Source organism: Pseudomonas sp. OV226 (assembly GCF_003148705.1).
Lineage (GTDB): Bacteria > Pseudomonadota > Gammaproteobacteria > Pseudomonadales > Pseudomonadaceae > Aquipseudomonas.
On sequence record NZ_QGGS01000001.1, the window covers coordinates 22,170 to 34,662 of the forward strand.

12 protein-coding genes are annotated in these 12,493 nt (G+C 61.7%); 5 read left to right on the top strand and 7 right to left on the bottom strand.

The annotated features are described in order from the left end of the window. Positions 1–47: 47 nt before the first annotated feature. Positions 48–842, bottom strand: coding sequence for a hypothetical protein (locus C7534_RS00125; protein WP_046027782.1), 795 nt, complete (start codon positions 840–842; stop codon positions 48–50). 168 nt (positions 843–1,010) lie between these two features. On the opposite strand from C7534_RS00125, the gene C7534_RS00130 reads away from it, so the two are divergent. Both C7534_RS00130 and C7534_RS00135 read left to right on the top strand, forming a co-directional pair. Then, complete coding sequence (locus C7534_RS00130) at positions 1,011–1,541, top strand: chalcone isomerase family protein (protein WP_046027780.1); 531 nt, start codon at positions 1,011–1,013, stop codon at positions 1,539–1,541. A gap of 57 nt (positions 1,542–1,598) precedes the next feature. Further along, positions 1,599–2,918 (top strand): Nramp family divalent metal transporter, encoded by a 1,320-nt coding sequence (locus C7534_RS00135; RefSeq protein WP_046027778.1) that lies wholly within the window; start codon positions 1,599–1,601, stop codon positions 2,916–2,918. A gap of 123 nt (positions 2,919–3,041) precedes the next feature. Here the strand turns inward: C7534_RS00135 and C7534_RS00140 are convergent, their stop codons facing one another. Continuing rightward, positions 3,042–3,935, bottom strand: coding sequence for a LysR family transcriptional regulator (locus C7534_RS00140; RefSeq protein ID WP_046027777.1), 894 nt, complete (start codon positions 3,933–3,935; stop codon positions 3,042–3,044). A 113-nt stretch (positions 3,936–4,048) separates the two neighbouring features. On the opposite strand from C7534_RS00140, the gene C7534_RS00145 reads away from it, so the two are divergent. Continuing rightward, positions 4,049–4,651 carry an NADPH-dependent F420 reductase gene (locus tag C7534_RS00145; RefSeq protein WP_046027776.1) on the top strand — a complete coding sequence of 201 codons (603 nt, stop codon included), beginning with the start codon at positions 4,049–4,051 and terminating at the stop codon, positions 4,649–4,651. A gap of 264 nt (positions 4,652–4,915) precedes the next feature. Here C7534_RS00145 and C7534_RS00150 read toward each other — a convergent pair whose 3' ends face one another. The 3 genes from C7534_RS00150 to C7534_RS00160 are packed head-to-tail and all read right to left on the bottom strand — an operon-like array spanning position 4,916 to position 7,509. Beyond that, positions 4,916–6,097 carry an acetyl-CoA C-acetyltransferase gene (locus C7534_RS00150; protein ID WP_109784559.1) on the bottom strand — a complete coding sequence of 394 codons (1,182 nt, stop codon included), beginning with the start codon at positions 6,095–6,097 and terminating at the stop codon, positions 4,916–4,918. An 11-nt stretch (positions 6,098–6,108) separates the two neighbouring features. Continuing rightward, positions 6,109–6,774 (bottom strand): CoA transferase subunit B, encoded by a 666-nt coding sequence (locus C7534_RS00155; RefSeq protein WP_046027772.1) that lies wholly within the window; start codon positions 6,772–6,774, stop codon positions 6,109–6,111. 36 nt (positions 6,775–6,810) lie between these two features. Continuing rightward, positions 6,811–7,509, bottom strand: coding sequence for a CoA transferase subunit A (locus C7534_RS00160; protein WP_046027771.1), 699 nt, complete (start codon positions 7,507–7,509; stop codon positions 6,811–6,813). A gap of 150 nt (positions 7,510–7,659) precedes the next feature. On the opposite strand from C7534_RS00160, the gene C7534_RS00165 reads away from it, so the two are divergent. Next, on the top strand, positions 7,660–8,559 hold the full coding sequence (locus C7534_RS00165; protein WP_109784560.1) for a LysR family transcriptional regulator: 900 nt from the start codon (positions 7,660–7,662) through the stop codon (positions 8,557–8,559). 84 nt (positions 8,560–8,643) lie between these two features. On the opposite strand, the gene C7534_RS00170 is transcribed toward C7534_RS00165, so the two are convergent. Continuing rightward, positions 8,644–9,486 (bottom strand): NAD-dependent protein deacetylase, encoded by an 843-nt coding sequence (locus C7534_RS00170; protein ID WP_109784561.1) that lies wholly within the window; start codon positions 9,484–9,486, stop codon positions 8,644–8,646. Positions 9,487–9,574: 88 nt separating this feature from the next. Beyond that, the gene (locus C7534_RS00175) at positions 9,575–10,621 is read right to left on the bottom strand and encodes a class I SAM-dependent methyltransferase (protein WP_077430347.1); all 1,047 of its coding nucleotides are present in this window, start codon (positions 10,619–10,621) and stop codon (positions 9,575–9,577) included. Positions 10,622–11,039: 418 nt separating this feature from the next. Here C7534_RS00175 and C7534_RS00180 point away from each other — a divergent pair, with 418 nt between their 5' ends. After that, entirely contained in the window at positions 11,040–12,362 is a 1,323-nt protein-coding gene (locus C7534_RS00180; RefSeq protein WP_109784562.1) for an acetamidase/formamidase family protein, read from the top strand. Positions 12,363–12,493 lie beyond the last annotated feature (131 nt).

Below are 12,493 nucleotides of genomic sequence, written 5' to 3' on the forward strand. Positions count from 1 at the left end.
CAGCGCATAGGGGCGGGCAACATCCTTGCCCGATGACTCGTTGGAGCTTAGTCCTTGATCGCTGTTCGTCCAGCGCCCGACGTCGCGCCGACCGGCCGCGCCAGCAAGCGTTTGGTCACGGCCAGCATGGCGACCGACACGGCAACGCCCAGCACAAAAGCGTTGAGCCCCATGTGCGGCAACGCCAACGACAACACCAGGCAAAACGCCGCGAACGAATACATGCCCGTGGCCGTCGCTCGCAGCAACGCCGCTGTGAACGCCGGGCCTCGGGTTTGCTGGGAAAACACCGCCATCACGCTGCCCAATACCGGGAAAACCGCGAGCAGGCCGCTCCAGCGGTCACCGACGGTGCTGGCCAGGAAGGTGACGATCAAGGTGAGCAGGGCGCCGGCAATCATCCGCAGGATCAGTTTGTCGGACTTGGGTGCCGGGCCGCTGGTCAAGGGCTTCACGGTCGGGAACAGGTACGGTGCGGCGAGCAGCGCGGTCGCGGCGGCGCACACGGAGAACAGCAGGGACGCAGGGATCAGCGCCAGTACCATCGCCACCCCCATCCAGACTGACAGTGAAACCGTCAACGCCAACGGCCATCCGGTCCGTTGGGCGACCTGGGCATAGGTCACGCAGAAGGCAATCATCGCGAACATCGCCGACAACGCCGCCGTGGCCGATTGCGCGGCGAACGCTTCACCTTGTTCGAGGGCGAGGAACAGCAGAATGGGCCCGACCACCACCGGCAATCCCGACAGCCAACCGGCCACGCTTGGCCCCCAGCGTTTACCGGCCAGTGAAATCAGCAGCAGAAATCCCGGGATCACCAGCAGTTTGAGGATCAACACGCGCACATCTCCGATCAGGGTGAGGTGGCAACGGTAACATTGCATGCAGTAGATTGCGCTACGGATATGGTGATTTTGTATACAAAAATAAGAGCACCGAAAATTGTACGAAACCCGCTTTTACACATACGTTTTATCAAGGCATTCCTCGAGGGGGGCGAGCTCAGCATGAACCGCCAACGCTCATCACTGCGCCATGGTCTTTGGCTGCTGGCACTGCTCGGTTGCCAGGCGCTGGCTAATTGGCAGGAGGCGTTACCCGGTGCGCAGCTCATTGGCAGCGGCGAGTTTCGCAAGTACGGTTTTGACGTCTACAGTGCGCGGCTCTGGAGCGTGGAGCGACCGTTCTCCAGTGATAAGCCGTTCGCCCTGGAGCTGATTTACCAGCGCTCGATCTCCCGCGAGCAGTTGGTGCAAGCGACCGTCAAGGAAATCAAGCGAGTCTGCGGCGATACGGTCAGTGCCGAGCAGTTGGCGGCGTGGCAGGCACTGATGCAGCAGTCGTTCATCGATGTGCAGCCCGGCACGCGATTGACCGGCGTCTATCTGCCAGGGCAGGGCGCGCGTTTTTTTGTCGGTCAGCAATTGTTGCGTGAAGTTAACGACCCGCAATTCGCCCGGGCGTTTTTCGCGATCTGGTTCGACCCGCACACGAGCAATCCCGAGTTGCGCCAGCAGTTGCTGGGCGTTGTCCCGTAAAGTTTGCGATGATCTGCGCGCGACCCCGCGCCTTACCACCTGTTGATGGATCATCGTGTGAAATTCAGTTTGCCGAAAACCGCTACTGCGCCGTTTTGCCCGCCAGAGGTGGCGGGCTCCGTCCCGGTCGACCCTCGTGCGTCATTCTTCAAACGTGTGTTGCGCTTTGCCGGCCCAGGCTTGCTGGTGTCCATCGGTTACATGGACCCCGGCAATTGGGCGACCGCCATCGAAGCCGGTTCGCGGTTTGGTTACAGCCTGTTGTTTGTGGTGCTGCTGGCGAGCCTGGCCGGGATGGCGGTGCAGTGTTTGTGTTCGCGGCTGGGCATTGCCACCGGGCGCGACCTGGCGCAGTTGTCCCGTGAGCGCTACAGCACCCGTACTGCGCGAACTCAATGGGTGTTGGCGGAAATCTCGATCATCGCCACCGACCTCGCTGAAGTGCTCGGCTGCGCGCTGGCGTTCCATCTGTTGCTGGGGTGTTCGCTGACGTTTGGCATCGCACTGACCGCGTTCGACACGCTGCTGGTGCTGGCCCTGCAAAACCGTGGTTTCCGTCGACTGGAAGCGATCATGCTGGTGCTGGTGAGCACCATCGGCGTGTGTTTTTTTGTCGAACTGTTGCTGATCAAACCCTACTGGCCGGAAGTCGCCCGAGGGTTCACACCGTCACTGTCCGCCATCAGCGAGGCCGCGCCGCTGTATTTGGCGATCGGTATTCTCGGGGCCACGGTGATGCCGCATAACCTGTATTTGCACACATCCATCGTACAAACCCGGTTGATTGGCAAGGACCTGGCCAGCAAGCAGGATGCGGTGAAACTGGCGCGCATCGACACCATCGGCTCGCTGGCGTTGGCGTTGCTGGTCAACGCGGCGATCCTGATTCTCGCGGCGGCCGCATTCCACAAGACCGGGCATACCGATGTCGTGGACATTCAGGATGCCTATCACCTGCTGGACCCGTTGGTCGGCGGGGCGATGGCCAGTGTACTGTTCGGCGTGGCGTTGCTGGCATCGGGGCAGAGTTCGACCTTTACCGGGACCATCGCCGGGCAGGTGATCATGGAAGGCTTTCTGAACCTGCGGATTCCGTGCTGGCAACGACGCTTGATCACCCGTGGGCTGGCGTTGATCCCGGCGTTCATCGGGGTCTGGCTGATGGGGGATGATGCGATCGGCAAGCTGCTGGTGTTGAGCCAGGTGGTGTTGAGTTTGCAATTGCCATTTGCGTTGTACCCGCTGATTCGCATGACCAGTGATCACAAATTGATGGGGCCGTTTGTGAATCGGTGGCCGACGCGGGTGTTGGTGTGGGGGCTGTTTGCGGTGATCAGTGGGGCGAATAGCTGGTTGATCTTCCAGTTTCTGGCCTGACGCTGATCGTTCCCACGCTCTGCGTGGGAATACCTCAACGGACGCTCCGCGTTCGTCTCTGGATGGGACGCGGAGCGTCCCGGGCTGCACTCCCACGCAGAGCGTGGGAATGATCAGCGTGGATTATTTCTGGAATGCGCCTACCACAAAATCAATAAACACTCGGGTCTTGGCCGGCATCAGCGTTCGGCTCGGGTAATACAGCGAAATCGGCCCCGCGTCCGCGTGCCAGTGGGGCAGCAAGCGCACCAGTTCGCCGCGCTGGAGGTTGGCGATCACGTCCGGCAACACCAGCAGCGTCACACCCAGACCGAGTATCGCGGCTTCGCGCATGGCCGCCGGGTCATTGAGCACGATGTTTTCACTCAGATCCGCCGACGCTTCACGGCCCGCACCGTCCTGCATCACCCAATGACGAATCCGCCCGGTGCGGCTGCCGCGCATCACGATGCCGCTGTGCCTGGACAAGTCCGCCGGATGCGCGGGCTCCGGGTGCACGGCCAGATAGGCCGGGGAAGCAACCGCCACCACGTGCGCCGACGCCAACGTCCGCGACACCACACCGGGCGTCAATTCGAAGCCGCCACCGATGGCCGCGTCATAGCCTTCGGCAATCAGATCCACGGGGCGGTTTTCGAAGTGCCATTCCGGTCGGATCAATGGGTATTGCTCAAGGAATGCTGGCAACAGCGGCAGGATATGCCCGATGCCAAAGGTCGGTGCGAGGCTGACTTTAAGCACCCCGGCGGGCTCACCCCGATCACTGTTCACCGCGCTGATTGCCGCCTGCAACGCCTCAAGATTGCCGCCGATGCTCGCCAGAAAACGCTCGCCGGCCTCGGTCAGTGAGAGCTTGCGGGTCGAGCGTTGGAACAGCCGCACACCGAGGTTGCGTTCAAGCATCGCCACGTTGCGGCTGACGGCTGCCGGGGTCAGGGCCAGCAATCGCGCGGCTGCCGAAAAACTGCCGGTTTCGGCGCTGCGGGCAAAGCATTCGAGGTTGGCAAGGGTTTCCATGTCGGTTGCCTGATAGCAATGCTTGAAGATGATTCAAGGCATTACCGGCTAATCACGCGCTAATGGCAAGGGCAGTATTCATCCCACCGTTAATCACTTGAGAGGAATACACCATGAGCACTATCGGAATCATTGGCGCTGGGGCCATCGGCGCAGCATTTGCCAGAGCCCTATCGCGCAAAGGCATTGAAGTAGTTATCGCCAACAGTCGCGGGCCGCAAACCCTCGCGTCACTGGTGGCAGAGCTGGGGCCGACGGCGCGTGCCGGCACCCGTGAAGAAGCCGCCGCCCAACCCATCGTACTGGTGGCGGTGAACTGGTCGAAATTGCCAGCGGCGTTGGCGGGGCTGTCGGATTTCGGCGGGCGGATCGTGATCGATGCCAACAACTCGATTGAGGCGCCATCGTTCAAGGCTGTGGACTTGCACGGACGCATGTCCAGCGAAGTGTTTGCCGAATGGGTACCGGGGGCGCGGGTGGTGAAGGCGTTCAATCACCTTCAGGCGCGGTTGCTTGAAAGCGACCCAGGCGCGGAGGGTGGTCGCAGAGTGCTGTTCATGTCGGGGGATGATGTCGAGGCCAAAGCCCGGGTGGCGTCGCTGATCGATCGGTTGGGATTCTTCGGCATCGATCTCGGGGCGTTGAGCATCGGTGCGCGGCTGGTGCAGTTTCCAGGCGGGCCGTTGCCAGCACTGAACCTGGTGAAGTTTGACTGAGCGCACGATCTGTAGCAGCTGGCGTAGCCTGCGTCCGGCTGCGAAGCAGTCGTAAAACCCGAGCACTCGGTCTTCCTGATGCACCGCATTGCCTGACTTTACGACTGCTTCGCAGCCGGACGCAGGCTTCGCCAGCTGCTACACAAGGTTATGTGCCAGCTGCTACAAGGTATGCGGTAGAACCCGGTGCGAGGTGAATCGCACCGGGGGTGTTACCAGACTGCGACGGATCTTCGTGGGTCCCCGCGCAGTCTGTTGAACGCTTTACGCTCGTTCGATTGCCAAGGCTACGCCCTGACCACCGCCGATGCACAAGGTGGCGAGGCCTTTCTTGGCGTCACGCTTGATCATTTCATGCAGCAAGGTCACCAGCACGCGGCAGCCCGATGCACCGATCGGGTGACCCAGCGCGATGGCGCCGCCGTTGACGTTGACTTTGTTCAAGTCCCATTCCAGGTCCTTGGCCACTGCCAGCGATTGAGCGGCGAACGCTTCGTTGGCTTCGATCAGGTCCAGTTGGTCGATGGACCAGCCGGCCTTGCTCAGGCAACGACGGGTGGCGGACACCGGGCCGATGCCCATGATCGCCGGGTCTACGCCAGCGTTGGCATAAGCGGCGATTTTCGCCAGCACTGGCAGGCCGAGGGCCTTGGCTTTGTCGGCGCTCATCAGGATCACGGCAGCGGCGCCGTCGTTCAGCGACGACGCGTTGCCTGCGGTCACCGAACCGTCCTTCTTGAACGCCGGTTTCAGCTTGCCCAGCGCTTCAGCGGTGGTACCGGCGCGTGGCTGCTCGTCGGTGGCGAAGGACAGTGGGTCGCCCTTGCGCTGAGGAATCAGGATCGGCGTGATCTCATCGGCAAAACGCCCGGCTTCAATGGCTGCCGTGGCTTTTTGCTGGGAGGCGGCGGCAAAAGCGTCCTGCTGCTCGCGGGTCAGGTTGTACTTTTCAGCCAGGTTTTCAGCAGTGATGCCCATGTGGTAATCGTTGAACGCATCCCACAAGCCGTCGCTGATCATGGTGTCGACGATTTGCGCGTGACCCATGCGCAAGCCAGTGCGAGCGCCCGGCATCACGTAGTTGGACAGGCTCATGTTTTCCTGGCCGCCGGCAATGATCACCTCGGCATCGCCGCAGCGAATCGCCTGGGTCGCCAGGTGCAAGGCCTTGAGGCCCGAGCCGCAGACCTTGTTCAGGGTCATGGCCGGTACGGTGAACGGCAGGCCGGCCTTGATCGCGGACTGGCGCGCAGGGTTTTGCCCGGCACCGGCGGTCAGGACCTGGCCCATGATCACTTCATCGACTTCCGCCGGGTTCAGGCCGGTTTGCGCCAGCAACTGACGGATCACCGCCGCACCGAGGTCAACCGCGGACACGCCCGCCAGGGAACCCTGGAAGCTGCCGATGGCAGTGCGGGTGGCGGCAACAATTACGACGTCTTGCATGGAAGGATTCCTCACTGGGCAGCGAACTGCATTTCCGGGACGTGATCGGGAACAATCAGTTTACCCGCCGTCTTGGCAACGATCTCCTCGACGCTGACGCCCGGCGCACGTTCTTTGAGAATGAACGCGCCGTTTTCGATTTCCAGATACGCAAGGTCAGTCAGCACGCGCTTGATGCAACCGGCGCCGGTCAGCGGCAGGCTGCAATGGTCCAGCAGCTTGGACTCACCGTCCTTGGACGCGTGGGTCATGATGACGATGATGTTGTCTGCGCCGGCGACCAGGTCCATGGCGCCGCCCATGCCCTTGACCAGCTTGCCCGGGATCATCCACGAGGCAATGTTGCCTTGTACGTCTACTTCAAAGGCGCCCAGCACGGTCAGGTCGACATGGCCACCGCGGATCATTGCGAAGGACTCGGCCGACGAAAAGATCGAAGCGCCGGTACGTGCGGTCACGGTTTGTTTGCCAGCGTTGATCATGTCGGCATCGATGGTTTCTTCAGTAGGAAAAGGACCCATGCCGAGCAAGCCGTTTTCCGACTGCAGCATGACTTCCATGCCTTCGGGGATGTAGTTGGCAACCAAGGTCGGGATGCCGATGCCCAGGTTCACGTAAAAGCCGTCCTGCATTTCGCGGGCGACGCGTTGAGCCATTTGTTCGCGGGAAAGTGCCATTGTTGTTATTCCTTCATTCGGTCCGGGGGCAGGGGATCACTTACGCACGGTGCGCTGTTCGATGCGCTTCTCGAACGTGCCGCAAATGACCCGGTCGACGTAGATGCCTGGGGTGTGGATCTGCGCCGGGTCCAGCTCGCCGGGTTCAACGATTTCTTCGACTTCAACCACGGTGATCTTGCCGGCGGTGGCGGCCAGCGGGTTGAAGTTCTGGGCGGTGTGGCGATAGATCACGTTACCGAAATGGTCGGCTTTCCAGCCTTTGACGATGGCGAAGTCGCCGGTGATGGATTCTTCCATCAGGTACTGGCGGCCATGGAATTCGCGCACTTCCTTGCCATCAGCGACCGGAGTGCCGACGCCAGTGGCGGTGAAGAAGGCCGGGATGCCGGCGCCGCCAGCGCGCATTTTTTCGGCGAGGGTGCCTTGCGGGGTCAGGACCACTTCGATGGCGCCGCTGAGCAGCTGCTCTTCGAACATCTTGTTCTCGCCCACGTACGAGGCCACAACTTTGCTGATCTGCCGGTCTTCCAGCAGCACGCCGAGGCCGAAACCGTCCACGCCGCAGTTGTTGGAAACCACCGTGAGGTCGCGAGTGCCTTTGCGCTTGATCTCGTTGATCAGGTTTTCCGGGATCCCGCACAGGCCGAAGCCGCCAGCGATCACGGTCATGCCGTCTTCAAGACCGGCCATGGCTTCCTCGTAGGAACTCACGCGCTTGTCGAAACCTGCCATATGCACCTCTTTTATTCTTTGTGGGCGGCTGGCTAGCCGTATGCGATGAAGTGTCGCGTCACTGCATTCATTTGTTAAGTTGATTTTTAAGGTTGATTGATAGATAAAACTCACTAATCAATCGCCCGTAATACGTTGGAGCCACCGGTCATGACAGTCAAGCAGATCCGCGCCTTCCTGGCTGTGGCCCAGAGTCTGAGTTTTGCCGTGGCGTGCGAGCGCTTGCACCTGTCGCAATCGGCGTTGAGCCTGACGATCAAGGCGCTGGAAGACGGGCTGGGCGGGCGCCTGTTCACCCGCAACACGCGCAACGTGGCGCTGACCGCCGAGGGCGAGGCGCTGGTGCCTCTGGCTCGCCGGTTGATCGCTGACTGGGACAACGCCGAGGATGAGCTGCGCCAACGCTTCACCCTGCAGCGTGGCCGCGTGACGCTGGCGGCCATGCCGTCGTTTGCCGGCAACCTGCTGCCGCCGATTCTCAAGACGTTCCGTGCGCGTTATCCGAAGGTCAACGTCACGGTCAATGACGTGATCAACGAGCAGGTGCTGGAAATGGTCCGCGACCGCCAAGTGGAGCTGGGCGTGGCGTTTGAGCCGACGCAGAGTTCGTCGCTGGCGTTCACGCCGTTGTACATGGACCGCTTCGTGGCCATCGTGCCCAAGGACTCGCCGCTGGTCGAGCTCGATGCCATCGACTGGCAAACGCTGCTCAAGGAGCCGTTCATCACCTTGCAGCGACCCTCTACGGTGCGGGTGATGCTGGAAGAACATTTGCAGGCGCGGGGCATGAAATTGCCGGTGGAGTTTGAAAGTCATCAGTTGGCGACCGTCGGGCGGATGGTCGCCAGCGGCCTGGGCGTAAGCGCGGTACCGGCGTTGTGCGCCGGGCAGATGCAAGAGCTGGGCGCACACTGCATTACCTTGCGTGATCCGGTGGTGGAACGGGCGATTGGCGTGCTGACCAAGCCAGGGGTAGAACTGTCGGCGGCGGCGCAGGCGTTGTTCGACATCCTCAAAGAAGGACTCGGCCAACAAATCTCCCTGCACTGATCACAATCCCCTTGTGGGAGTGGGGGGCTTCAGTGATGAAGATCGTTCCCACGCAGAGCGTGGGATCGATCAGTATGGGTTTCGTCAGGTGGACAGTTTTTGGGCCAGCAGGGGCAGGAGTTTCTCGCAGGACCCTTCAATTTTCAGATCCAGAATGTCATCTGCCCGAGTCTTCCCCAGGTTCATCGCAATCAACGGTTTGCCTTGATCCGCCACCGCCCGACACAACCGAAATGCCGAATACGCCATCAACGACGACCCGACCACCAACAACCCCGCTGCCTTTTCAACCGCCGCCATGGCCTTGGCCGCCGTCGCCTGCGCCACGTTCTCGCCAAAAAACACCACATCCGGTTTCATTCGCTCGCCTGCGCAATGCGGGCAGTGCGGTACTTGAAACCGAGCCTCAAACGCGGCGTCCAGCAAAGTGTCGCCATCCGGCGCTAGTACCGCATCGACACCCGCCAGGTAGGGGTTCTGCGCCTCCATCAACCGTTGAATGGAATCGCGTTCGCTACGTTCGCCACAATCCAGGCACAGCACCCGGTGCAGGCTGCCATGCAGCTCAATCACATCGTGACTGCCGGCCTGGTCGTGCAAGGTGTCGACGTTCTGCGTGATCAGCCCACTGATGTGCTGCGCGCTTTGCAAACTGGCCAACGCCTCGTGCGCCACATTTGGCTGCGCCAGGCGTACGCGCGGCCAACCGAGCATCGCCCGGGCCCAGTAGCGTCGACGCGATTGCGGGGCCGAGAGAAACTCCTGATACATCATCGGTTGCCGGCCGCGTCGCACGCCCTGGTTATCGCGGTAGTCCGGAATGCCCGACGGGGTGCTGATGCCGGCGCCAGTCAGGACCACGAACGGCTGCTCGGCCATCATTTGGCGAAGCTGTTCGAGTTGTTCGCGCAGGAATCTGTCGAGCATGTTCAACACTCCGGAGAGAGCCATGAGTGCTTGCAGCGTAGCAGACCGGGCACCCGGACAGCTCGTCTGTCCGGGTGCGGATCGACGGCTATTTACGCGCCTCCAGAATCAGGTTGAACGGTGTTTCCGTCGCCCGCCGGAACGTCTTGAACCCGGCCTCGGTGAAGACCTTGCGCAAGCGCGCTTCACCGGCCTGGGCGCCGAGCCCGAGGCCGACTTCCTGGGACAGCGAATTGGGCGTGCAGATAAAGGTCGAAGCGGCGTAGAACAGGCGTCCCACGGGTGTGATGTTGTCGTCGAGGGAGTCATTGGCGAACGGCTCGACCAGCAACACCGTGCCGTCCGGTTTCAACGATTCATAGGCATGTTTGGCCGCGCCCACCGGGTCGCCCATGTCGTGCAGGCAGTCGAAGTAGCAGACCAGGTCATAGTCGTCGCCGGGATAACTCTTGGCCGTACCCTGGAAAAACCGGGCGCGTCCGGCCACGCCGCCTTCTTCGGCACGCTGGGTGGCGACGGTGACGGAGGGTGCGTGATAGTCGAAACCGACAAACCGCGAATCCGGAAACGCCTGGGCCATGATCACTGTCGAGGCGCCATGGCCACAGCCGATGTCCGCGACTTTCGCCCCAGCCTCCAGTTTCGCCACCACGCCCTCAAGGGCCGGCAACCATTCGCTGATCAGGTGCGCCTTGTAGCCGGGCCGGAAAAACCGCTCGGTGCCGCTGAACATGCACGGGTGGTGATCGCCCCAAGGCAGGCCGCCATCGCCGCGCATGGCCTTGACCAGTTTGTCCTTGTCATGGAAAAACGAGGCGACCACGCCGATACCGCCGGCCACATACACCGGCGAATCTTCGTTGGCCAACGCCAGGGCCTGTTCTTCGGGCAGGCGGAACTGGCCGTCGCGGTGTTCCATGTAGCCGGAGGCTGCGTGGGCGCTGAGCCATTCGCGCACCAGTCGGGGGTTGCAGCCGGTTTTCCCGGCGAGTGTTTCAGGGCTGATGGGCTGGCTGTCGGCCATCGCCCGATACAGGCCAAGTTCCTCGCCGAGGATGACGTTGGCGAGCATCGCCGCGCCGCCCATGTCATTTACCAGTTTGCCCATGAAATCATTGAGTCTGGCCTCGTCCATCACGTGTGCTCCTTCAGCAGGATCACGGTCCGGAGGCCTGTTTTTCGAGGCATTTGCCCCTGGACAGTGGTCGTTGGAATGAACAGGACGCCAAGCGCGTCCTGGGTGCATTAAGTTTAGTCCGGGCCTCGAGCGTCGTGGTCTGCAGCGACGAAAGCCCCATTTCCCAGCCTGACACCGAACCCTTGTGGGAGCGGCGGTGCCCTGGGGGATTGGTGCTGTGTATCGCACTGTATCTAACCGCTGTCCCGATACATTCCACTTCATTCCCGACCATTGCCGAACACAGCCCGGATACAAACTTGCGATGAACTGTGAAGACCGTCCAGCGCCTGAAACCCGGATCTGCCTGGGCACTTTTCATGGTCGTCGCAACAGGCGGCCGTCTTCGCTTCTGACTCCGTTATGGGAACCCCCAATGACAACGCTCCTGTCTGAATCCAAGCCTGTCGACCGCTTGCGCGTCGACCATTACACCCAAGGCATCATCGGCCCAAGCCAGCCCATGCTCGGGCCGCTGGCCGACGGCGGTACGCTGATCACCGGCACCCCGCCGGGCTGCTGGGGGCCGATGATTACGCCGGCCTTCGAGGGGGGCCACGAAGTGACGCAACCGGTGGCCATCGCTGGCGCGGAAGTCGGCGATGCGGTGGCCATCAAGATCAAAAGCATGCGCGTGACGTCGCTGGCGACGTCGTCCGGGGTCATGAGTTTTGTCGAGGGGCGCTACAACGGCGATCCGTTCGTCTCCAAATTCTGCTCCAGGTGCGGCACCGATCACCCGGCCAGCCACGTCGAAGGCATCGGTGAAGACTCGATTCGTTGCAACAACTGCGGCGCCGAAGTCAGCGCGTTTCGTTTCAGCCACGGTTACGTGATCGTGTTTGATGCGCAAAATCAGGTCAGCCTGACTGTCAATCAGGACGTTGCCAATCGACTGGCCGGCAACGCCTCCGAGATGTCGGCACTGCCGGAATTCGCCGCCCAGCACTCGATCCTGTCGCTGGCCCGCGCCGACATCCCCGGCGTCGCCGCGCACATGCGCCCGTTCCTCGGCAATATTGGCACCACGCCGTCCCGTGACTTGCCGGACTCGCACAACTGCGCCGATTTCGGCCAGTGCCTGATCAACGCGCCACACCGTTTCGGCATGACCCGCGAAGAACTGCACGCGGCGAAGACCGACGGCCACATGGACACCAATTCGATCCGCGAAGGCTGCGTGCTGATCTGTCCGGTGAAAGTGCCGGGCGCCGGCGTGTACATGGGCGACATGCATGCCCAGCAGGGCAACGGCGAGATCGCCGGGCATGCCACCGATTGCTCCGGGGAAACCGAAGTGCAGGTGGAAGTGATCAAGCACCTGACGCTGGAAGGGCCGATCCTCCTGCAAAACCTTGACGACCTGCCGCCCATGGCGCGCCCGATGACAGCCGAACAGCGGCAGAAAGTCCGCGAACTGGGCGAACGCTGGGGGCAGCACGAGATCGAACAGAGTGGCCCGATCACGTTCATCGGCAGCGGCGAGAACCTCAACGTCGCGGTCGAAAACGGTCTGAAGCGCGCCGCTTCGGTCACCGGCCTGCCGTATGACGAAGTGCTTAACCGCGCGACCATCACCGGCTCGATCGACATCAGCCGCTTGCCCGGCACCGTGCGCGTGACCTTCCTGTGCCCGATGACCGTGCTGGATCGCATCGGCATCGGCCACTTGGTGCGTGAAAAATACGACCTGGCATAACGCCCATCAGCGGGTCTGTACCCAAGTGTGTACAGACCCGTCGCTGATACATCCCATCCGATTTTCTGCCGCAACCGAACACACCCCCGATACAGCGCTTCGATTAACTGTGATTCCGTTTCGGCAATCAT